Annotated in this window: 22 protein-coding genes and 1 pseudogene; 7 read left to right on the top strand and 16 right to left on the bottom strand. The window is 53.3% G+C overall.

The features are described from left to right. Positions 1–195: 195 nt before the first annotated feature. A complete protein-coding gene (locus tag BLW24_RS01935) occupies positions 196–1,176 on the bottom strand; it encodes an IS5 family transposase (protein ID WP_090375425.1) in 981 nt (326 codons plus the stop codon). A 94-nt stretch (positions 1,177–1,270) separates the two neighbouring features. Next, entirely contained in the window at positions 1,271–2,731 is a 1,461-nt protein-coding gene (gene mltF / locus BLW24_RS01930) for a membrane-bound lytic murein transglycosylase MltF (protein WP_090376011.1), read from the bottom strand. 164 nt (positions 2,732–2,895) lie between these two features. Here mltF and purL point away from each other — a divergent pair, with 164 nt between their 5' ends. The 4 genes from purL to BLW24_RS26305 all read left to right on the top strand — a co-directional run bounded on the left by purL (position 2,896) and on the right by BLW24_RS26305 (position 8,030). Next, positions 2,896–6,792: a phosphoribosylformylglycinamidine synthase gene (purL, locus tag BLW24_RS01925; protein ID WP_090376008.1), complete on the top strand. Its 3,897-nt coding sequence runs from the start codon at positions 2,896–2,898 to the stop codon at positions 6,790–6,792. Between the two features lie 18 nt (positions 6,793–6,810). Beyond that, positions 6,811–7,092 (top strand): CDGSH iron-sulfur domain-containing protein, encoded by a 282-nt coding sequence (locus BLW24_RS01920; RefSeq protein WP_090376005.1) that lies wholly within the window; start codon positions 6,811–6,813, stop codon positions 7,090–7,092. A 314-nt stretch (positions 7,093–7,406) separates the two neighbouring features. Next, complete coding sequence (locus BLW24_RS01915; protein WP_139272628.1) at positions 7,407–7,613, top strand: carbon storage regulator; 207 nt, start codon at positions 7,407–7,409, stop codon at positions 7,611–7,613. 213 nt (positions 7,614–7,826) lie between these two features. After that, positions 7,827–8,030 (top strand): hypothetical protein, encoded by a 204-nt coding sequence (locus tag BLW24_RS26305; RefSeq protein WP_244161061.1) that lies wholly within the window; start codon positions 7,827–7,829, stop codon positions 8,028–8,030. Between the two features lie 417 nt (positions 8,031–8,447). Here BLW24_RS26305 and BLW24_RS01905 read toward each other — a convergent pair whose 3' ends face one another. Beyond that, positions 8,448–9,068: a recombinase family protein gene (locus tag BLW24_RS01905; RefSeq protein ID WP_090375999.1), complete on the bottom strand. Its 621-nt coding sequence runs from the start codon at positions 9,066–9,068 to the stop codon at positions 8,448–8,450. Positions 9,069–9,685: 617 nt separating this feature from the next. Further along, on the bottom strand, positions 9,686–10,018 hold the full coding sequence (locus tag BLW24_RS01900) for a hypothetical protein (protein WP_167360310.1): 333 nt from the start codon (positions 10,016–10,018) through the stop codon (positions 9,686–9,688). A gap of 28 nt (positions 10,019–10,046) precedes the next feature. Between BLW24_RS01900 and BLW24_RS01895 the strand changes: the two genes are divergently transcribed. Further along, on the top strand, positions 10,047–11,075 hold the full coding sequence (locus tag BLW24_RS01895; protein WP_090375993.1) for an IS30 family transposase: 1,029 nt from the start codon (positions 10,047–10,049) through the stop codon (positions 11,073–11,075). An 11-nt stretch (positions 11,076–11,086) separates the two neighbouring features. Here the strand turns inward: BLW24_RS01895 and BLW24_RS01890 are convergent, their stop codons facing one another. The 10 genes from BLW24_RS01890 to BLW24_RS25480 form a co-directional block, all read right to left on the bottom strand. Next, complete coding sequence (locus BLW24_RS01890; protein WP_139272627.1) at positions 11,087–12,619, bottom strand: tape measure protein; 1,533 nt, start codon at positions 12,617–12,619, stop codon at positions 11,087–11,089. A gap of 32 nt (positions 12,620–12,651) precedes the next feature. Then, entirely contained in the window at positions 12,652–12,858 is a 207-nt protein-coding gene (locus BLW24_RS01885) for a hypothetical protein (RefSeq protein ID WP_090375985.1), read from the bottom strand. 1 nt (position 12,859) lies between these two features. Further along, positions 12,860–13,366, bottom strand: a complete 507-nt coding sequence (locus BLW24_RS01880) for a hypothetical protein (RefSeq protein WP_090375982.1) — start codon at positions 13,364–13,366, stop codon at positions 12,860–12,862. 228 nt (positions 13,367–13,594) lie between these two features. Continuing rightward, on the bottom strand, positions 13,595–14,119 hold the full coding sequence (locus BLW24_RS25495) for a hypothetical protein (RefSeq protein ID WP_139272626.1): 525 nt from the start codon (positions 14,117–14,119) through the stop codon (positions 13,595–13,597). A gap of 122 nt (positions 14,120–14,241) precedes the next feature. Then, positions 14,242–14,979, bottom strand: a complete 738-nt coding sequence (locus BLW24_RS01870) for a hypothetical protein (protein WP_090375976.1) — start codon at positions 14,977–14,979, stop codon at positions 14,242–14,244. Further along, positions 14,939–15,118, bottom strand: coding sequence for a hypothetical protein (locus BLW24_RS25490; protein ID WP_139272625.1), 180 nt, complete (start codon positions 15,116–15,118; stop codon positions 14,939–14,941). The genes BLW24_RS01870 and BLW24_RS25490 overlap by 41 nt, the downstream gene beginning before the upstream one ends. A gap of 74 nt (positions 15,119–15,192) precedes the next feature. After that, a complete protein-coding gene (locus BLW24_RS01865) occupies positions 15,193–15,390 on the bottom strand; it encodes a hypothetical protein (protein WP_090375970.1) in 198 nt (65 codons plus the stop codon). 140 nt (positions 15,391–15,530) lie between these two features. Beyond that, positions 15,531–15,749 carry a hypothetical protein gene (locus BLW24_RS25485; protein WP_139272624.1) on the bottom strand — a complete coding sequence of 73 codons (219 nt, stop codon included), beginning with the start codon at positions 15,747–15,749 and terminating at the stop codon, positions 15,531–15,533. Between the two features lie 115 nt (positions 15,750–15,864). Then, positions 15,865–16,062, bottom strand: coding sequence for a hypothetical protein (locus BLW24_RS01860; protein WP_090375968.1), 198 nt, complete (start codon positions 16,060–16,062; stop codon positions 15,865–15,867). Continuing rightward, positions 16,052–16,291 carry a hypothetical protein gene (locus BLW24_RS25480; RefSeq protein ID WP_139272623.1) on the bottom strand — a complete coding sequence of 80 codons (240 nt, stop codon included), beginning with the start codon at positions 16,289–16,291 and terminating at the stop codon, positions 16,052–16,054. The genes BLW24_RS01860 and BLW24_RS25480 overlap by 11 nt, the downstream gene beginning before the upstream one ends. Positions 16,292–17,245: 954 nt before the next feature. Between BLW24_RS25480 and BLW24_RS01855 the strand changes: the two genes are divergently transcribed. Both BLW24_RS01855 and BLW24_RS01850 read left to right on the top strand, forming a co-directional pair. Continuing rightward, positions 17,246–18,226 (top strand): IS5 family transposase, encoded by a 981-nt coding sequence (locus tag BLW24_RS01855; protein ID WP_090375425.1) that lies wholly within the window; start codon positions 17,246–17,248, stop codon positions 18,224–18,226. 318 nt (positions 18,227–18,544) lie between these two features. Next, a pseudogene (locus tag BLW24_RS01850) lies at positions 18,545–18,712 on the top strand (FKBP-type peptidyl-prolyl cis-trans isomerase); the annotation flags it as partial. A gap of 101 nt (positions 18,713–18,813) precedes the next feature. Here the strand turns inward: BLW24_RS01850 and BLW24_RS01845 are convergent. Then, positions 18,814–19,890, bottom strand: coding sequence for a hypothetical protein (locus tag BLW24_RS01845; protein WP_090375965.1), 1,077 nt, complete (start codon positions 19,888–19,890; stop codon positions 18,814–18,816). 192 nt (positions 19,891–20,082) lie between these two features. Then, positions 20,083–20,646: a TIGR04211 family SH3 domain-containing protein gene (locus BLW24_RS01840; protein WP_090375962.1), complete on the bottom strand. Its 564-nt coding sequence runs from the start codon at positions 20,644–20,646 to the stop codon at positions 20,083–20,085. Between the last annotated feature and the right edge of the window lie 126 nt (positions 20,647–20,772).

The raw sequence follows: 20,772 nt of genomic DNA, 5'->3' as shown, positions 1-20,772 counted from the left end.
AGCTCGTACACTCCGCGTCCTCGCCTGTTTTCGCCTTGCATAGCTCTAGGGATGGTCTGAAGTAGCCATGTATTTCTGGCTGACTTCAGCCCCCGCCGATTTTGAAAGCGGCAAATCGATCAAAAACGATCAGATTACCCATTCATTTCTGTGTTTTTAGCCGCCGCGAGTAGCTCGCGGCAGCCATTTCCCGCATTACAGGCGCACCTCTCCTGCATTGGTCAGTAAATGTCGGCGTGCCATCCACAGGTTCGACAGCGCGAACAGCGTCACCAGTTGCGCCGTGTTCTTGGCCAAGCCACGGAAGCGTGTCTTTACATAACTGAACTGACGCTTGATCACCCGGAACGGGTGCTCAACCTTGGCGCGCACCTGGGCCTTGGCCTTCTCGATCTTGCGTTTGGCTTTGTACAGCGGGCTGCTCTTACCCAGCTTCTTATAGGTGCTGCGGCGGGCAGCAACCTGCCAGATCACCTCGCGCCCATCATGTTCGGGGCGCTTTTCGACGCCGGTATAACCCGCATCGGCGCACACCACGTTTTCCTCGCCGTGCAGCAACTTGTCGACCTGAGTGACATCCGCCACGTTGGCCGCCGTGCCTACCACGCTGTGTACCAGCCCCGACTCGTCATCCACGCCAATGTGCGCCTTCATGCCGAAGTAGTATTGGTTGCCCTTCTTGGCCTGGTGCATCTCTGGGTCGCGTTTGCCGTCCTTGTTCTTGGTCGAACTCGGCGCATTGATCAGCGTGGCATCGACGATGGTGCCTTGGCGCAACGACAGGCCACGGTCGCCAAGATAGCCATTGATGACGGCCAGGATGCCGGCAGCCAACTCATGTTTCTCCAGCAGACGACGGAAGTTGAGGATGGTGGTTTCGTCGGGGATACGTTCCAGACTCAGCCCGGCGAACTGCCGCAGGATAGTGGTCTCGTACAGCGCTTCTTCCATCGCCGGGTCGCTGTAGCCGAACCAGTTCTGCATCAGGTGCACACGTAGCATCGCCATCAGCGGATAGGCCGGCCGACCGCCTTCACCCTTGGGGTAATACGGTTCGATCAGTGCGATCAAACCCTTCCACGGCACCACCCGATCCATCTCGATCAGGAACAACTCTTTGCGGGTCTGCTTGCGTTTGCCGGCGTACTCGGCATCGGCGAAGGTCATTTGCTTCATCGGAAAACTCGGCGGGTGGCGTCCGGGCATTTTGCCAAAATCAGGAAGTCTTATTCAGAGTTTCCCTAGCTCGCGAGCCTTTGAGCAGGTTCTGTTAAAGCGGTGGGGTTTGCTCATTCGGCTGACGCTTGTCGATGCCTGGCACATGCTGATTGCTTTCAGCGATTTGCGAGCCTTCCAGCTGTGGCTGGGTTACCCAGCTAAGAATGTCGTAGTAGCGGCGGATGTTACGCACAAAGTGCACCGGCTCGCCGCCGCGGGCATAGCCATAACGGGTCTTGCTGTACCACTGCTTCTGCGACAGGCGCGGCAGAATCTTCTGCACATCCAGCCATTTGTTCGGATCCAGGCCTTCGGCTTCGGTGAGCTTGCGCGCATCTTCCAGATGGCCGCCGCCGATGTTGTAGGACGCCAACGCGAACCAGGTGCGATCCGGCTCCTGAATACTTTCCGGCAGCTGGTTCTTTACATAGACAATGTATTTCGCGCCGCCTTCGATGCTCTGCTTAGGGTTCAAACGGTCCGGCACGCCCATGGCTTGGGCAGTGCGCAGGGTCAGCATCATCAGTCCGCGTACGCCGGTTTTCGAGGTGGCGGTGGGTTGCCAGAGTGATTCCTGGTAACCCATGGCGGCGAGCAGGCGCCAGTCGACCTGATTGGCCTGGGCGGCTTCGCGAAAGTGTTTCTCGTAGCGCGGCAGGCGTTGCTGCAGGTGCTTGGCGAAGGTGTAGGCGCCGACATAACCGAGTACATCAACATGGCCGTAGTAGCGATCCTTAAGGCGCTGCAGGCTGCCGTTCTTGTGCGCGCGCTCGATAAAGGCATTCATCTCGTCAAGCAGGCTGCGGTCTTCACCAGGGGCGGTGGCCCAGGCCAGGTTTTGCGCATCGCCCAGATCAAAGGCCACGCGTACGTTGGAGAAGTACACCTGGTTCATCGCCAGCTCGTTGGAGTCCACCAGGGTCAGGTCGATCTGTCCTTCATCAACCATGCGCAGCAGGTCGACTACCTCGACGGCAGCGGATTCTTCGTAAGCCAGTTCCGGTAATTGCAGCTTGAGCGCGGCCAGCTGTTCGGCATGGCTGCTGCCTTTAAGTACCAGAATGCGTTTGCCAAGCAGATCATCCGGGCGGGTAGGGCGTTGCTGGCCGTTGCGGTAGATCACCTGGGGGGTGACTTCCAGGTAGGGTAGGGAGAAACGTGCGTGTTGCTGCCGTCCGTCGCTTTCTACCAAACCGGCGGCAGCGAGTACGGGGCCGTTGGGCTTGTTCAGGCTGGCGAACAGCTCGTCGAGGTTGTCGGCGGTTTCGATTTTCAGCTCAAGACCCAGATCGTCGGCAAAGCGCTTCACCAGCTCGTATTCGAAGCCGGTCTCGCCGTTACGGTCCTGGAAATAGGTGGCCGGGCTATTGCGGGTGATCACCCGCAGTACACCCTCCGCCTGAGCGCGCTCGAGTGTGCTGGGTTCTTCAGCACAGCCGCCGAGCAGCAGGAGGATTCCGATCACCGACAGCCAGCAGGCGCAGCGCACACGGAACGCAGATTGGGCAAACATTGGCGCAGTATACGCAAAGCATGGGGCGCGCCATATCTCGACAGCGGGTCGCTTCTCTGCTAGCGCAGTCGCTACGTTTGGCCCGCCTTCACGGGTGCCGTTGGCGGCGCTTTAGTCTAGAATGCACGGCCTCAAAGTACACCCCTTCCCAGAGGCTGTCCCCGATGTTGATCCTGCGCGGCGCTCCCGCCCTTTCTGCTTTCCGTCACGGCAAACTGCTTGAGCAAATGACCAGCAAGGTGCCTGCGGTCACCGGCTTGTATGCTGAGTTTGCGCATTTCGCCGAGGTTACCGGCGTACTAAGTGCCGACGAAGAGCAGGTATTGGCCCGTTTGCTGAAATACGGCCCGAGTGTGCCGGTGCAGGAGCCAAGAGGCCGCCTGTTCCTGACCATTCCGCGCTTTGGCACCATCTCGCCCTGGTCGAGCAAGGCCAGCGACATTGCTCGCAATTGCGGCCTGGCGAAGATTCAGCGCATCGAGCGCGGCCTGGCGTACTACGTCAGCGGCGAGCTGAGTGTCGCCGAGGCGCAGCAGGTTGCCGACGTACTGCATGACCGCATGACCCAGCTGGTGCTGGATAACCTTGAAAGCGCCGCTGCGCTGTTCAGCCACGCTCAGCCCAAGCCGCTGACTGCTGTGGACATCCTCGGTGCTGGTCGTGCTGCGCTGGAAAAGGCCAACGTTGAGCTGGGTCTGGCCCTGGCCGAAGACGAAATCGATTACCTGGTGACCAGCTTCAACGGTCTGGGGCGCAACCCCCACGACATCGAACTGATGATGTTCGCCCAGGCCAACTCCGAGCACTGCCGACACAAGATCTTCAATGCCAGCTGGGATATCGATGGTGAGAGCCAAGAGAAATCCCTGTTCGGCATGATCAAGAACACCTACCAGATGCACAACGAAGGCGTGTTGTCCGCTTATAAGGACAACGCCTCGGTGATCGTCGGCAGTGTCGCTGGTCGTTTCTTCCCGGACCCTGAGACTCGTCAGTACGGCGCGACCCAGGAGCCCGTGCATATCCTGATGAAGGTGGAAACCCACAACCACCCGACGGCTATCTCGCCGTTCTCCGGTGCGTCCACCGGTTCCGGCGGCGAGATTCGCGACGAAGGTGCTACCGGCCGCGGTGCCAAGCCGAAAGCGGGCCTCACTGGTTTCACCGTATCCAACCTGAACATCCCTGGTTTCGAGCAACCCTGGGAAGTGCCGTACGGCAAGCCCGAGCGCATTGTTACCGCGCTGGACATCATGATTGAAGGCCCGCTGGGTGGCGCGGCGTTCAACAACGAATTCGGCCGTCCGGCCCTGACCGGCTACTTCCGTACCTTCGAGCAGGCGATCCAGACCCCGCGCGGCGAAGAAGTGCGCGGTTACCACAAGCCGATCATGCTCGCCGGCGGTATGGGCAACATCCGTGCAGATCACGTGCAGAAGGGCGAGATCACCGTCGGCGCCAAGCTGATCGTGCTCGGCGGCCCAGCCATGCTGATCGGCCTGGGTGGTGGCGCCGCGTCGTCGGTCGCCACCGGTGCCAGTTCGGCTGACCTGGATTTCGCCTCGGTGCAGCGCGAGAACCCGGAAATGGAGCGCCGTTGCCAGGAAGTGATCGACCGTTGCTGGCAGCTGGGTGACAACAACCCCATCGCCTTTATTCATGACGTTGGCGCCGGCGGTATTTCCAACGCTTTCCCGGAGCTGGTCAACGACGGTGGCCGTGGCGGCCGTTTCGAGCTGCGTAATGTACCGAATGACGAGCCAGGCATGGCGCCGCACGAGATCTGGAGCAACGAGTCCCAGGAGCGTTACGTGCTGGCCGTCAGCGCCGTCGATTTCGAGCGGTTCAAGGCCATCTGTGAGCGCGAGCGTTGCCCGTTTGCCGTGGTCGGTGAGGCCACTGAAGAAGCCCACCTGACCGTGACTGACAGCCATTTCGCCAACACCCCGGTGGACATGCCGCTGGAAGTGCTGCTCGGCAAGCCGCCGCGCATGCACCGTTCGGCCGCCCGCGAAGCTGAGCTGGGCGATGATTTCGATGCCGGCACCCTGGCCATCGACGAAGCCGTAACCCGCGTGCTGCACCACCCGGTCGTGGCCAGCAAGAGCTTTCTGATCACCATCGGCGACCGTACCATTACCGGTCTGGTAGCTCGTGATCAGATGGTTGGCCCGTGGCAGGTGCCGGTGGCCGATTGCGCTGTGACTGCCACTAGCTTCGACGTGTACACCGGTGAAGCCATGGCCATGGGCGAGCGTACGCCGCTGGCGCTGCTGGATGCTGCGGCATCCGGGCGTATGGCGATTGGCGAGACCCTGACCAACCTGGCCGCATCGCGCATCGAGAAGATGTCCGATATCAAGCTGTCCGCCAACTGGATGGCCGCTGCTGGCCATCCGGGCGAAGACGCGCGTCTGTACGGCACCGTGAAAGCAGTCGGCATGGAGCTGTGCCCTGAGCTGGGTATCACCATTCCGGTGGGCAAGGACTCGATGTCGATGAAAACCCAATGGCGCGACGAAGGCGCGGACAAGAGCGTGACCTCGCCGCTGTCGTTGGTGGTGACCGGCTTTGCTCCGGTCAGCGATATCCGCAAGACCCTGACCCCGCAGCTGCGCATGGACAAGGGCGAAACCGACCTGATCCTGATCGACCTGGGTCGTGGGCAGAACCGCATGGGCGCCTCGATCCTGACTCAGGTGTACGGCAAGCTCGGCACCCAGGCGCCGGATGTGGATGACGCCGAAGACCTCAAGGCCTTCTTCGCAGTGATCCAGGGCCTGAATGCCGACGGCCATATCCTCGCTTACCACGACCGTTCCGACGGTGGCCTGATGGTAACTGCGCTGGAAATGGCTTTCGCCGGCCACTGCGGCTTGAACCTGTTCCTCGACGCCTTGGCCGATAGCAGCGCCGAGCTGGCCGCCGTATTGTTCAACGAAGAGCTGGGCGCGGTGATCCAGGTGCATCAGGACGCCACCCCGGAAGTGCTGGCGCAGTTCAGTGCCGCCGGTCTGGGCGACTGCGTGGCAGTGATCGGTCAGCCGGTCAACAGCGATGACGTGGCGATCAGCTTCAACGGTCGGCCGGTCTTCGGCGGCCAGCGCCGTCTGTTGCAGCGCCAGTGGGCGCAAACCAGCTACCAGATCCAGCGTCTGCGCGACAACGTGCAGTGCGCCGAGCAGGAGTTCGACGCCATCCTCGATGAGGAAAACCCAGGTTTGTCGGCCAAGCTCAGCTTCGACGTCAATCAGGACATCAGCGCGCCGTACATCCGCAAGGGTGTACGTCCGCAGATCGCCGTACTGCGTGAGCAGGGCGTCAACGGCCAGGTGGAAATGGCAGCGGCCTTCGATCGCGCCGGTTTCAACGCGATCGATGTGCATATGAGCGATATCCTCAGCGGTCGCGTCAGTCTTGAAGAGTTCAAGGGCCTGGTTGCCTGCGGCGGCTTCTCCTACGGCGATGTACTGGGTGCCGGTGAGGGCTGGGCCAAGTCGATCCTGTTCAACGCCCGTGCCCGTGATGGTTTCCAGGCGTTCTTCGAGCGCAAGGACAGCTTCGCCCTTGGCGTGTGCAACGGCTGCCAGATGATGAGCAACCTGCACGAGCTGATCCCTGGCACCGAGTTCTGGCCGCACTTCGTGCGCAACCGCTCGGAGCAGTTCGAGGCGCGCGTGGCCATGGTTCAGGTGCAGGAGTCGGCATCGATCTTCCTGCAAGGCATGGCCGGATCGCGTATGCCGATCGCCATCGCCCACGGCGAAGGGCATGCCGAGTTCGAGAACGAGGAGGCCCTGCTTGAGGCCGATCTGTCCGGCTGCGTGGCCATGCGCTTTATCGACAACCACGGCAAGGTCACCGAAACCTACCCGGCCAACCCCAACGGTTCGCCGCGTGGGATCACCGGTCTGACCAGCCGCGACGGCCGCGTGACCATCATGATGCCGCACCCGGAGCGGGTGTTCCGCGCCGTGCAGAACTCCTGGAAGCCGGATGACTGGCAGGAAGATGCAGGCTGGATGCGCATGTTCCGCAACGCCCGCGTGTGGGTGGATTGATCCGGTTGGTGCGGGCTTATGTCGAGTAAGCCTGCGCCGATTCTGCCTGAGGTGCGCCAGGTCAAACCTGGCGATACCTTGCTGTTGTGCCGCTGCGGACGTTCGTCCCGGCTTCCCGATTGTGTTTCCGTTTGCCCTGATGTGCTTGAGCTGCGGCCTGAGCGTGAGCAATTTCTGCTGCTTTGCCGTTGTGCACGCTCGCAACGTCTACCTTACTGTGATGGCAGTCATAACCTGCCGGTAAGCGGTTTAATGGCCCGTTGGCGGCGTTTCTGGCGCGGGTATAACTTGGCTGATTGAGCTAATGCGTTGAACACACAGCACATTGCCCGGTCATAGGGTGCAAGTGTGATGGGGTGCGCGAATACCCAATAAGGCAGAATGCCATTATTGTGTGGCATCATTATCGAGCTGTTTTTATCAGTCTTGCCGGCGGAGACTTCGATGTACAAGCTGTGTTTTTATCTTTATTTAAAAAAGTCTATATAAATCAATAATATAAACAAATTGCTACACAGCATTTCTACCCATATTTTCTACCCAAATCTGCCGGCTGGCGTCCTGCCTGAAACTGTCTAATCTCTCCCTAGCAACCACAAATCAAGGAGAGAACCGTGGGTAGACTGATGCTGACAAGGAAGGCAGACCAAGGGCTTCGGCTGACTATCAGGCCCGAGCATCTAGACAACATCAGCGACCTGATCCGCAAGGGCATCACCGTCACCATTTCCGAAGTCACCAGAGAAGGCAAAGTCAGGATTGCCATAGAAGCACCTGACAGCGTTCTAATCCTGCGTGACGAATTGGAGTTTCTGACCTAACCCCCCGCCGAGAAAACAGGGCGCTTGATACAAGGCGTGCTGGCCGCTGGGTCGCTGCTAATATCTGAGCTAATCAACGCCATGTGAACAGGGAAGTACGGCATGAACGAACAGATTTTTATACTCAATAGCCAGAAGAAGACCACCAACCACATTCTGCATCTGATCTTGAGCCTCATCACAATGGGCTTTTGGGTGATCGTCTAGGTGATCGTGGCGTTCAACAACAGCAACCACAACAAGCGCATTCAAGGCCAAATGAATCACGTGCTGAACTATAAAATTCAAGGCATGGATGACGTGCAGGCTTACCAGCACGTAAAAGCAGACAGAGAACGACACGACTCGATAAAGCGTAAGGCGTTGTTTGTCATTGGCGTGGTTGTGCTGGTCTGGTTGTACACTAAAACCCTGTAAGCCCCTGCTACAGCAAACCACCTACCCCCGTCTGAAAGGCTGCCTAAATGGTGGCCTTTGTTTTTCTATGTCTGGAAAATATCCGTTTGCATTCTGCTGATTACACTGGATATATAGCCGATGTGATAAGCAGGTACGTGCTCACCAGTAGCACGGCCCCACTACTGCTAGAAATATCGTCACTACATATACACAGCTAGGCATTGGTATGTATGTGCATAGCCTATATAAGCCTCTGTGAGCGCGTATAAGCGTGTTTAAGAGGTGTGACCATACTACCCTATAGGTTATGTATAGAGCGCTTGTTTAGAGGGGTATTTTGCTAAGTGACTCTCTATCTAGCAGGCAAAGAAAAGCCCCGCTGTTGAGGCGAGGCTGTATGTGTGTGGTGTATGTAGGTGGTGTGTATGGGTGTGCCTATACCTGCTGTGATGCCTTGATACGGTACACAGTGGCAACGCCGACGCCTGATAACTTAGCGACCTGATCCATAGTCAAGGTGGGGTTTGATAGGTGAGACAGAACAAGATTATGTTTGGCTGTGTTTTTCTTCTTTCCCGTAGGTTTCCACTCAGGGTCTGCAATACGCTTGTTCTCTAAACCCTGACGGATACGTTCTACACGCTTTTCCTGATCTAACCTTGCCATTGTGGCCATCAAATCAATCAGCATATTGTTGATTACCATCATCACCTGACCAGTGATCCCCTTATCAGTGACAAGTTGGTGAGAGGTGGGAAGGTCATCTACTACCAGACGTAACCCCTTCACCTTAATAGTACCCTTGAGAGATTCCCAGTCATCTTGAGATAGGCGAGATAACCTATCAACTGACTCACACAACAGAACATCTCCTTGCTCGGCTGACTCCAACAGACGGAATAGTTCAGGACGATCAAGTTTTGTACCGCTGACATTCTCTGCATACACACCAGCCACCTCTAACCCTGTCTTGGCTGCGAATGCCTGAAGAGTGGAAAGAGCGCGCAGAGAATCCTGATCCTTGGTCGATGCTCTCAGGTAAAGATGGGCTTTCATGGCTGGCTATCCTTTAGAGATTAATTTGATAGAGCAATGATAACCTATCATTAACCTTTTGAAAATAGGGAATGTGATAGTTGAGTTTGTAGATTCTCGCTCCTCTCATACAAGTAGAGATAAATGATAGGAGGCTGTAGTCAGGAAACTACGGGTTTAGGGTTATTGGGCATTGCACTGTGCGCTGACGTGGTAGCTGGCTACAGATTGCAGACTCAAGACGAACAATCCTTACACCTAGCTCTGTGTCTCTCTGCTCCAGGGTGAACAGCTGTTGCTGTTGGGAGGCTTGAGTCTTGAAGCTCTCGGTTATCAAGTTCTGCGTGTATCTGGCGTCATTGTTGACCATATAGAGTGAAATTATTAGAAGTGAAAGTGTAATAGCTGGAATGTATCTATTCAGTTGGTCTAGCATTTTGATAATAATTCTCGAATGAGTGATTGAAATTAAAAGACTTGTTGTAAAAAGTTGACGTGAGGGGCAACAAACGGCTTAACACCAGATACATAGAAGTCAGTGAATAAGCAGGTTGTAAGCTTGATGAAAAAGAAAGCCCCATATTTCAGAGGCTTATATTCGTGACTAAAGTGACGTTTTTAGCCACATTTGATACTGTTTATTCTGTCTGGGGGTAGTTCTGTAAGCTCTCTGTAATCGTGGCTTTGAAGCTGTCACGCCATACCCGCTTGCTGACTTCCACCATATTCTGTTCAGCCTCACCCGGATCAACACCATTAAATGTGTTGTTCACTGTAATGTTTGCTGTTGCGTTGTTGTTAGTGATGCGTTGAGCCATTCCCTCTCGGATGCCCTGTAGTGCGCTTTCTTTGCTATCCATTGGCAAGGGTCCAAGCTGAGGCTTGAAAGATTCAGACAGGGATTTAAAACGATCAACACCCGCTTGAGTGGCTGGGCCAATACCGGCGGCGGCAAAAACTGAGTGCAACACCTGATCTTTCCGATACGGTGCTGCCCCTATGTCTTATTCCGAACTCAGCGTTGAAGAGCGCGCCACTATTCAAATCGGTCATGCCCAAGGCTTTAGCCTGCGCAAGATTGCCCACCTGATCAACCGATCCCCCTCGACTATCAGTCGCGAGTTGCGCCGTAATCGAGAGGTCTGCGGTCGTTACTCGGCCCGTGCGGCGCAGCAGCAGATGAGAGCCCGGCGCCAAGTCTGCCGGCCCAAGCGAAAGCTGCTGCCCGGTAGTGAACGCTTCGAGTTGGTGACCCATATGCTGCGTGAGCGTTTGTCTCCCGAGCAGATTGCCGGCAAGCTGCGCAGCATGAACATACCCAGCCTCAGAGATGCCTACGTCTGTCGCGAGACGATCTATACCGCGATCTATGCCTTGCCGGTCGGCGAGCTGCGCAAGGAGCTGATTATCTGCCTGCGCCAAAGCAAGACGACGCGCAGGCCGCGCTCTGGCGGCGTGGATCGACGTGGCCAGCTCCCGGAGCTGGTCAGTATTCACGTGCGCCCGCCGGAGATTGAAGACCGCCTGATGCCGGGCCACTGGGAGGGCGACCTTATCAAGGGCAAGGCCAACGCCTCGTCGGTCGGCACCTTGGTAGAACGCACCAGTGGCTACCTGATGCTGATCAAGATGAACGATGCGACGGCGACCTCGGCGATGGAAGGTTTCAGCGCCGCACTCAATCGTATGCCGCTGGCGATGCGTAAGAGCATGACCTACGACCAGGGCCGGGAGATGGCGCGGCACGCCGAGATCACCCAGAGAACCGGCATAGCGATCTACTTCTGCGACCCACACAGCCCCTGGCAGCGCGGCAGCAACGAAAACATCAACGGCCTCATTCGCCAGTACCTGCCCAAGGGCACAGACTTGTCGGGACACAGCCAAGAACAGTTGGATGCCATTGCACTGCAACTGAATATGCGGCCGCGTAAGCGCTTCGACTTCAAGTGCCCGATCGAAGTCATGAGCGAAGTAATGCAAGAAGCCATGGCTATGCGGCATGATGCGCCAGCGTCAATTCAATAACCGTGTTGCACTCAGCTCCTGCAACCGCCACCTTTATCCCGATTAGCGAACATTCCATAGCGTTCTGTGCTCATTGGGCCTGCACCACCGCCTGATGTATCCCACCACGGACGATTGCCTGATGTTGCAGAAGCAATCTTTGGAATTGTTGGTGTGCCTAGGTCGCCTACGGTCTTAACGAATGGTGTAGAGGCTCTGAGCATACTGGCGCTGAAATTAAGAATGCTTGCACTCAAGTCATAGAACTGATTACGCATTGGCTTTAGGGCTTCGTATAGCTCCCCCTGAGCTTTCGTATAGTTACGCATACCGGGGATTACATCGTCTGACAGGGTACGGCCCATCTGCTCTTCTAGCTTCATATTCTCAAGCCGTGCCTGCTCGCCTAGCACTGTGTTGCTGTACTGCTGTACGTTCTTCATGTTGGATGCTGCGGCAAGCTTGAATGCCTGCTCCATCATGGTTGTAGTGATTTGTTTATTAGTCAGAGCTTTGTCGAATGCTTCACCGCCTTTCTTCCCTGTCTCTTTCTCAAACACTTGCATCAAATACTTCTTAAAGCTCGGGAGGGCGTCTGACAGCTGGAGCTGAAGCTCTTCCCGAGCCACGTATCCTTTCCCGTAGATTTGGCCGATAGCGTAGGCGGCTCGGCCTTGTTGCTCACCACTAGCACCTGTGCCTTTAGCAAAGAGGGACATATCTTTGTAAAGATCAAAACTCTTTTCTGTATTCAAACCCATAGCGTTCAGTGTTTTCATCATCTGAGCATAGGGAGTGATTAGTTCAGATGCTTTTGTGCCTGTACTATTTGCTAAGTCAAAGAAGCGTTTATTCTGTGCGTCTTTACCTGCTCGGGATGACTGGCCGCTGGCTACGTCCAACTGAGCACGCATGTTCTCTTTCAGGGCTTGGTCATTACCGAGAGCTACAGCGCCTTGCTGACCAGCAACAATACCGCCACCCACTACACCAGCAGCGCCCCCAGCTAATGCCCCAACACCTAAGCCAGCACCCATAGGAAGGCCAAAGCGGCTGATACCAGCCAAGCTATTCATGCCGGGGAGATTCATATGGGCAGGGTTGCCATAGTTCTGTATGGCTGCTGTCAGTCGTCCAGGGTGATAGGGGTTTGATCCGCCTGCACTGCCTTGAATTGTTCGAAGGTTTAGACGGTTGGCGTTTGTGGCCCGTTGAAAAATACCAGCAAGCTGTTTTTGTAACTTTGGCTCGTTAATCTCAAAGCGATCAATTTTGATGCTTAGAAGCTTACTAACACGATTGACTGATGTTTGAGCTTCTTTCTGTAGCTGCAATTTATTGAAAGAGGCTTTGAATTTTAAGGCGGGGAGTTTTAGATTCTTGAGGTTAAGGTTTAAATCTTTGGTCACTGACTTGTTGAATTTTGCAAAACGCTTTTCAAGATTAGACAGTGTTTTATCTACGTTGCGAACATCGTTCTTTTGAATCTGCAAACCGATGGATGCGAAAAATGACGCTATTTTCATATATTTATTCTCTGTTGTGAAAAGGGGGCTGTATTTCAAGCGTGTGCAAGCACACAGCCCCTATCTTTAGACTACTTGTTAGCTGGCTTGAAGCCTTTGGCGGAATCATCACTAACGAATAATGGCTTAGTCTTAGACTTCTCTACTTGCTCAAGTCCTGCTTTCACTCCCTCAACAAATGCCAAGGTTTCGGCAAATTTCTTGTCTGCTGCTTCTTGTTCTGCTGCGTATTCAGTTGGCTTGTGTTTAGCTTTGAGAATATCCATTACTTTAGACATATTATTTACTTCCTTGCAGTTGGTCTTGAATGTGTTTGGCTGCTGTAGCTGCTGCTTTGGCTTGAATCGCTGTTAGGCGGTCATCTTCTTTCTTACGTTCCTTGTTCAGCTCTTGTTCTACCAATTGCCGGGTGAGCAATTCCACCTGGGCGGCGTTGAATGCTTCAATCTCTTCTTTCAGTTTTTGTTCTACTTCCAAGTCACTCTTTTCAAGGATGGATTCAATTTCTCCTTTAGGCTTCCAGAAGCTAACCCCATAGTAGAAGCCACTATTTACAGCGGGATCATGTGGGTAAAGCTCTTTGCCTTCCTTTACTGACTGTTGGGTGTATTCAAGGGCTAAATCAAAGCCTTGGAAGCTGTGGCGGTCTGCACAGGGGTATACCCACTGATGGCCGTTATAAACACCCTCTAGAAGCTTCTGGCGGGCTTGTGCTTGAAGCTGGGCTAGTTGGCTGGCGTCCAGAGTGCGTGGGAGTTGTACGTGCTGCTTGTTCACTGCGTTCATTTTTGTTACCTCTTCTTTATTGAAAATGGGCTATGCACAGGATGCACAGGATGCACAGGATGCACAGGATGCACAGGATGCACAGGATGCACAAAGCCCGGACATTGATTCAGGATTGAATCAAATTCTGTTTTATTGATTGTTGGTTGTCTGAAAGCCTTATGGGAGTAGGCTTAAAGTGTGATGCTGTACATATTTGTATAACTACCTATTGATTAAGCATTGCACTTAAAATGGCAGCCAAGTTGGGGAGTGCGTAGGGCGATGAATGTAATCTTCCTCTACTTGAATGTTGTAGTCGCTGAAATCATAGTTCAGGTATTCACTACAGCTCAGGTCTTGCATGTACGTCTGTTTGAAGCTCTCTGCTTTTTCGTTATTGCTGATACGTGACAAAGTGGCAGTGTCCAGCATGCCGACAGTAGCAAATGCTTCTTTCACTTTCTGTGACAGGCTGTAGAACTGTTCAAGCTGTTGATTAAGGTCGTCGGCATCGGTGAACTGGTCATTAAAATCTGGCTTCATATGCTCGATTACAGACAGGCTATCTACGTGCAGATAACTGCGGATAGTGTTTGTAATCAGCGCTCTATCGACTTCTGCACCTTGTAGCGTAGAGAAGGCTGTGAATCCGATAAAATCACGTAGCTTATTAATTGCCTTACCTTGCTTTCTGGTTAGCGGTTTAAATGTCAAATAACTACGAAAGGTACGCTGTGCAACGTCTGCCAATCCTTGTTCCTGTTGCTGCACCATGCACTGAGTAAGAATGCGAACAGCAGCAGCTACAAAGAGATAATCATCTTTCTTTTCTGTGTTGTAGCTGGCGAAGCGTTCAAGCTCTTCAAGATAAACCGACAGAGAGCGGCGCGCTGTTAACTTAATGCTGATACAGACTTGTTTAACAAATCGGCCTCTAGCTGCATTAGGTTGCTTGTACTCATCTTGCGAAGATCAGACAAAGGAAGAGTATTATTATCAAGCTTGAATATGCGGTCAGCTATAACAAAACGGTTGGCCTTTCTGATGGGGTTGGCCTTGGCGTAGTCGGTGAGCTTGCTTCCCAAATATGTTTGAATCGTTGCAAAGACTTGCTTGTCTGAATCTTCCTTGGCGACTCGCCATTTTGGTAAGAGCTTGATGCTACGGATGCTTAAGCCGGCACCTTTATAATACTTTGTACCCTGTACTTGGTTAGGAAGACTCCCGCCAATAAAAAGGTTTTGATGGTGTAGAAGACCTACAGAGCCATTACCAGATACGGGGGATATATGGCAAAGGTGAAATTTACTTTGCTTCTTGTCTGAGTCCCAGCCGTAGCACTTATAACGGCGATTGTAGATTTCAAACAGTTTTTCTAAGTCTACGTCTTGCAAGACTTCTGCTGTGCCAGCTCTACGGCATTCCTGAGCAATCCATAACCAGTTGTCACTGTAAGGGATCTTCTCGATTCTTTTAGCTGCTGTCTTGTCACTGCGGGCTTTAGAACGGCAGGAAGGGCTGCAATAGTGCGTATTGCTGTAGCGGGTGGTAGGGTAGCTGGTGCTGCATACTGAACAAGTGTAGATGCGTTCAAGCTTCTTCTTGTTTGTGTTTGTCTCGATGTTGGGCATAAGTAATTGCCTCCTGGGAATGATGAGTGCTGATAAAGCTGATAAGTAGATTGTTGAGGTGTGTGGGATTATTTACCCCTGTCTCATCAAGTAGCTTGAGGAACTGTTCTTCTGCTTTTCCTGTAATGGCTAAGCGCATTTTGATAACTCCTTAAATTGTTGGAAGTCGCATGTTTAAAGGGCTGGAGTGAGTTAAATGTACAAGTTTTAATACTAGCCATTGTTCAGCTTTTCAAACTCTGCTTTGAGGTCTTCTGTAACCAACCAATCTTCAAGCAACGAGTTGAGTAGAGTGGAAAAGGTGGGTTTTGATGACTCCATAGCTTCATAGCGTTCTACAAGGGTTCGATTCATCCTAAGTCGTACCATCTTTAATAGGCATTCTTCACCGTTGGCAAGATAATCACTCATTCTGTTCAATCTCCTCAAAGTGTTTTGTGATGATGGTGTTTAGAATTTCACTAACACTGCTGCCAGTGGCCAAAGCTTCACGTTGTAAAAAGAACAGATTGTCCAATTGCAAAAGAACTGTCTGTTTTTCGTATTCGCGGTCATTCAGATACAACGTCTTTTTCATTGTCTGAGTTCTCTTTAATGTCTATAAGTTCATTGACGTAACCGGATAGCAATTCATTCACTAAAAAGCTAAGGTCATTGTTATGGCGGGTAAAGCTTTTTGGTAAATCCAATTGTTGAATAACATCTACATTCAGACGTAGTAGGAACGATTGGTATTGTTTGCGTGTACCATCTGGATAACGTCTACTCATTATTAAATCCTTATGAATTTAGGCCGTAAAAGGCCGTTAGCCTAATGTGGCTATGGTTGTATTGGTTTTGGGGTGATCGTTGAAAAGAGGGGGTAAAAACTTAACAAACAATTGTTTATTGATTGGCTTCTACTGTCTCTTCCTGCGTGTCTTTGTTAATGCTGTCTAGAAAGCTCTGTAATGCTTCCAGTGAAGCGTTGTCGTTGGTGCTATAGGCTGGGATGGCGAAGGTATCAATTAGCGCTCTACGCTTACGGAAGCGCCTTACGCGCTCTGTACTTCCTTTGGGCTGGTCTACGGTCTTACGTCCCATATTGTTGTTCCTCTGATTTTTGGTTGATTTTATGTTTAGGGTTGGGGTGTCGGCCTTCCTTTAACTCTGCACGACAGAAAGCATTAAATTCTTCTGGTGGCATGTCGGGGAAGAGTTTGTTTTTCAAGCGATGGTGTGGAACGTGGCAAGTGCTGTGAAGTATCGTGTGACTTCGCTTTGTCTCTATATCATGCCCGCAGAATAAACACGGGCGCAGGATGATGCGCATTAAGAACTCCTTAATGAGTTGGGTTTAGGTAAGTGTTTCTGAGAATTGGCAAACAAAAAGCTCAACACATATTCCAGCCCTTGTGCCTGAAATAACCCAAATAGGAATATGTGTGAGCCATAACAAAGCTTTGTACAAAGCTTTGGTTTAAAGTGCTGGTGCTGGAGAAGAAGGCCAGCAGTCAGCGGGGGTTGTCAGTGCTTTTGATGCAGTCGAGGTAAACCGCACACTGACATTTGCAAGAAATAGAACAATGAGAAGCAGCGATTTGGAGCGAGAGAACAGAGAACAACAAAACTCACCGGAGTGAGTTGGTATTAGCAGGGGAGGAGGTAGCTAATTCGGGTTGAGAGGTTTATATAAAAACTCTCATTTACTATTACCACTCTATCAGTAAAAGTGGATTTTTGTCAAGCTATTTATGAAGCCTTGTCAAGCTATTTTTGATTTATTTTTTAATCTAGTACGCTGAATGCTCTACAGTCCCCATGTTTACTGCTGTTGAGCAAATATGGTTACTTTATAAGTAATTACAGCGATCGAAACTTTAGATTGCCTGATAGCTATATTATACCATTTTTCTATCGATCAGTCAATCGTTATTTGTTTGGTTAATCAGTCTGCTCTAAAAATTAACAGGCTTTCGCTGATTACCGACAGCCAACAACAGCTTATGTGTACGACTCGGTATCGCTGTTGCTCTTTTCTTTTGATCTTCTTCATCTAACTGTCTATGCGGTGTGTCAGGCGTATCTGCGGTGGCTGCACCACTGCTGCGATCTGTGGTGTTTTCAAAAAGCGGTGAGAAGCAGTATAAAGCAACCGTTTTTTATGTCAAGATAAATCTTGCGTTTTGTGTAAAAACATGAATCTTTTCTTGAGGTCTTAGGGAAACTCTGAATAAGACTTCCTGATTTTGGCAAAATGCCCGGACGCCACCCGCCGAGTTTTCCGATGAAGCAAATGACCTTCGCCGATGCCGAGTACGCCGGCAAACGCAAGCAGACCCGCAAAGAGTTGTTCCTGATCGAGATGGATCGGGTGGTGCCGTGGAAGGGTTTGATCGCACTGATCGAACCGTATTACCCCAAGGGTGAAGGCGGTCGGCCGGCCTATCCGCTGATGGCGATGCTACGTGTGCACCTGATGCAGAACTGGTTCGGCTACAGCGACCCGGCGATGGAAGAAGCGCTGTACGAGACCACTATCCTGCGGCAGTTCGCCGGGCTGAGTCTGGAACGTATCCCCGACGAAACCACCATCCTCAACTTCCGTCGTCTGCTGGAGAAACATGAGTTGGCTGCCGGCATCCTGGCCGTCATCAATGGCTATCTTGGCGACCGTGGCCTGTCGTTGCGCCAAGGCACCATCGTCGATGCCACGCTGATCAATGCGCCGAGTTCGACCAAGAACAAGGACGGCAAACGCGACCCAGAGATGCACCAGGCCAAGAAGGGCAACCAATACTACTTCGGCATGAAGGCGCACATTGGCGTGGATGACGAGTCGGGGCTGGTACACAGCGTGGTAGGCACGGCGGCCAACGTGGCGGATGTCACTCAGGTCGACAAGTTGCTGCACGGCGAGGAAAACGTGGTGTGCGCCGATGCGGGTTATACCGGCGTCGAAAAGCGCCCCGAACATGATGGGCGCGAGGTGATCTGGCAGGTTGCTGCCCGCCGCAGCACCTATAAGAAGCTGGGTAAGAGCAGCCCGCTGTACAAAGCCAAACGCAAGATCGAGAAGGCCAAGGCCCAGGTGCGCGCCAAGGTTGAGCACCCGTTCCGGGTGATCAAGCGTCAGTTCAGTTATGTAAAGACACGCTTCCGTGGCTTGGCCAAGAACACGGCGCAACTGGTGACGCTGTTCGCGCTGTCGAACCTGTGGATGGCACGCCGACATTTACTGACCAATGCAGGAGAGGTGCGCCTGTAATGCGGGAAATGGCTGCCGCGAGCTACTCGCGGCGGCTAAAAACACAGAAATGAATGGGTAATCTGATCGTTTTTGATCGATTTGCCGCTTTCAAAATCGGCGGGGCTGAAGTCAGCCAGAAATACATGGCTACTTCAGACCATCCTTAGGTAAGCAGCCTTGTTTTAGCGTGCTAGGTGCTTAGGGCTATCTATGTACCCGTAAAGAGAGAAAACGCTTTATACGCTGCTGTAGGTAGCCAAACGATGGGTTTAAGGGCTACTGGCGTAGCTGGGTTGGTGCTGGGGTGTGATGGTGCTAATCCTGTTTACTAAACATAAAGGTTGCGACCAGGGCCTGATGGGTATGAAAGTCGGCGGCAAGCGCAAACTCTTTGTGCCGTCGCACCTGGGCTATGGCGAACGCCAGTTCGGCGCGCATATCAAACCGCACTCCAATCTGATCTTCGAGATTGAGTTGCTGGAAGTGCTGACGCGGGATGATTAGGCCATAGGGCGTCTTTCTGCGTTCAGATATTCGATCTCTAGGTAGAACCGCTGTTAGGTAGCGTAGGAATAGGCTCAATTCCCCACTCGACTCCGTCCAACTTAGCCAGTGTAGCCAGCGTGCGAGCTTGAAGCGCCTCCAGGCGTTCTTGGGGCAGGTGTCCCTTCACTAGCATTAATGCTGAACATTCCTTCAGTGAAGCGCACGGTGACTCCATCCACGGCCACGTTGTACTCGTCGCATCCATCACCTTCAGTAGGCGGTGGCGCGTCATCATCGATTCGATAGAGCTTGGCTAGCTCGACGAAGTTCGGGGCACCTTCGAACTTCCAATCGTGTGTGATACCGAGATGGGGATTCTCATGAGACCAAAGGGCTCGCCGCAGGTCCCGCAGGCGGTTAACTTTCCGATCAATGCGGCGGATTGACCATTGCTGCCAGTCGAGCGAGGTCAGCCGGGTCCAGCGTCCCGAGCGGACATCAAGCGACCAGCTATCGATGTTTTCAATCATCGAGCGGTTTTCACCAAGCCAGCAGGTGCCTCCTGTGACCACAACAGAATGGCCATCCTCGGAAAGCTCTGCGGTATGGCCGTGAATCCAACCAGGCGACTGGCCATCAGTGGCCACGCTCTCAATACACCAAGTGTCTAACGACAGACGATAAACAGGTGTGACGCCTGCGGTTCGGTCAGCGGGATAGCCAAGGCAGCCAATAATCAGAAGTGAGTTTCCGACCAGAGTGGCGGAGTGAAAGTCGGTGGCCGCGAAATGATCCCTTGAGTAGCCGCGTATATGGATAGTGCCGTCTGGATTGATGACGACCACATCGTTATAGATATAAAAGTCCGGGTCATAGTGGTCTTCATGCTCGCCACCGACATACACAACACGCCCGTCAGGCAGGGTGGTCTGTGACATCCCGAAACGATCAAAGCACCACATCGGCCCGGCTTCGTACGATGAAGGGCCTTTAAATATTTCGTTACCGCTATATGCCGAAAGCCGCGTATGCACGAGCCAATGCCACGCTGGGTTGTCCAGTGACTCTGGGCCGGACTGCACCTCGCGTGGGGAACGCCAGGCAGGAAAGTCGTCCCTGCTTAGGGTTGCCGGAGGTTGCATTTCAGACTCGTCTTCCGCCTTCTCGGTGCGCCTGTAGTTTTCGTTGTCAGACATGTGCACTGCTCTCGTCGTAGTCGGGTGCGATCATGCCCCTGCACGATTGAGAGTATTGGCCTTGAAATCGCGCTCAGGCGGCTGATGGAAGTTTGTTTGTACTGTCCGCTATGGAGGACCGCTTGGTCTCAAAGGCCAGGCTGCCGCGGGCTCCCATATTTCAGATTGTCGGGACGTTTATCTAGCCAATACTCAAACCCACTGATCATTGCGCTTACGCCGTACCCGCAGCATGGTCGGCAGAATCAGCCCCGCGAGCAGCCCAGCGCCGGCGATACCGCCACCGTAGGCCATATAGCGCATCAGTACCTGCTGGTTTTCCTCGCCCAGTTGCGCTTGCAGTGCGCGCAGTTCGGAGTTGGTCTGGCTTAGCTCACTGTCCAGCGTCGAGCGCGCGGTTTGCAGTTCGTCGATCAGGGTTTTGCGTGAGTTGAGGGTTTCCTGCATGCCTTGCACGCGGGTTTTCCAGGTGTCGTTGATGCCTGCCAGTTCGGCGCTCAGTTCGGCCACTTGCTGTTCCAACTGCGGCAGGCGCTCGGCCTGGCCGGGTACGCCTTGCAGGTCGCGGTTGGCGATCCATACCGCGCCGCCGGTTTCGCCGCTGCGTACATAGGTGTGCAGGCTGTCGCTGACCCAACGGTTGTTGCTGGCATTTTCTGCAGCGTGGGAGTTGCTGGCGCTTGCCAGCAGGCAGGCTGCAAGAACCAGCTTTTGCAGAGGGGGAAAGGGCGTGGCGTGATGACGGAGTAGGTGCATGGGGCAATCTTCACATGGCGATTAAACAAACCCTCAGGCGGGTGCGATAAGTGCTGGCCCGGCGCATGGCCGCAAGCTGTTGGGCGGTCGGGATGGTGCGGCGCGATGCAGCTGCGCGCTGGGCCA

This window comes from Pseudomonas anguilliseptica, assembly GCF_900105355.1.
GTDB classification, from domain to species: domain Bacteria; phylum Pseudomonadota; class Gammaproteobacteria; order Pseudomonadales; family Pseudomonadaceae; genus Aquipseudomonas; species Aquipseudomonas anguilliseptica.
The sequence above is the reverse complement of the archived record's forward strand: the minus strand, read 5'-3'. Positions and strand labels throughout refer to the sequence as shown.

Excerpts from the sequence above, each read along its gene's own strand:
- BLW24_RS01935 (WP_090375425.1), bottom strand. The coding sequence starts at position 1,176 with ATGAAGCAAATGACCTTCGCCGATGCCGAGTACGCCGGCAAACGCAAG.
- mltF (WP_090376011.1), bottom strand. The coding sequence starts at position 2,731 with ATGTTTGCCCAATCTGCGTTCCGTGTGCGCTGCGCCTGCTGGCTGTCG.
- purL (WP_090376008.1), top strand. The coding sequence starts at position 2,896 with ATGTTGATCCTGCGCGGCGCTCCCGCCCTTTCTGCTTTCCGTCACGGC.
- BLW24_RS01920 (WP_090376005.1), top strand. The coding sequence starts at position 6,811 with ATGTCGAGTAAGCCTGCGCCGATTCTGCCTGAGGTGCGCCAGGTCAAA.
- BLW24_RS01905 (WP_090375999.1), bottom strand. The coding sequence starts at position 9,068 with ATGAAAGCCCATCTTTACCTGAGAGCATCGACCAAGGATCAGGATTCT.
- BLW24_RS01895 (WP_090375993.1), top strand. The coding sequence starts at position 10,047 with ATGTCTTATTCCGAACTCAGCGTTGAAGAGCGCGCCACTATTCAAATC.
- BLW24_RS01885 (WP_090375985.1), bottom strand. The coding sequence starts at position 12,858 with ATGTCTAAAGTAATGGATATTCTCAAAGCTAAACACAAGCCAACTGAA.
- BLW24_RS01880 (WP_090375982.1), bottom strand. The coding sequence starts at position 13,366 with ATGAACGCAGTGAACAAGCAGCACGTACAACTCCCACGCACTCTGGAC.
- BLW24_RS01870 (WP_090375976.1), bottom strand. The coding sequence starts at position 14,979 with ATGCCCAACATCGAGACAAACACAAACAAGAAGAAGCTTGAACGCATC.
- BLW24_RS25490 (WP_139272625.1), bottom strand. The coding sequence starts at position 15,118 with ATGCGCTTAGCCATTACAGGAAAAGCAGAAGAACAGTTCCTCAAGCTA.
- BLW24_RS01865 (WP_090375970.1), bottom strand. The coding sequence starts at position 15,390 with ATGAGTGATTATCTTGCCAACGGTGAAGAATGCCTATTAAAGATGGTA.
- BLW24_RS25485 (WP_139272624.1), bottom strand. The coding sequence starts at position 15,749 with ATGAGTAGACGTTATCCAGATGGTACACGCAAACAATACCAATCGTTC.
- BLW24_RS01860 (WP_090375968.1), bottom strand. The coding sequence starts at position 16,062 with ATGGGACGTAAGACCGTAGACCAGCCCAAAGGAAGTACAGAGCGCGTA.
- BLW24_RS25480 (WP_139272623.1), bottom strand. The coding sequence starts at position 16,291 with ATGCGCATCATCCTGCGCCCGTGTTTATTCTGCGGGCATGATATAGAG.
- BLW24_RS01855 (WP_090375425.1), top strand. The coding sequence starts at position 17,246 with ATGAAGCAAATGACCTTCGCCGATGCCGAGTACGCCGGCAAACGCAAG.
- BLW24_RS01845 (WP_090375965.1), bottom strand. The coding sequence starts at position 19,890 with ATGTCTGACAACGAAAACTACAGGCGCACCGAGAAGGCGGAAGACGAG.
- BLW24_RS01840 (WP_090375962.1), bottom strand. The coding sequence starts at position 20,646 with ATGCACCTACTCCGTCATCACGCCACGCCCTTTCCCCCTCTGCAAAAG.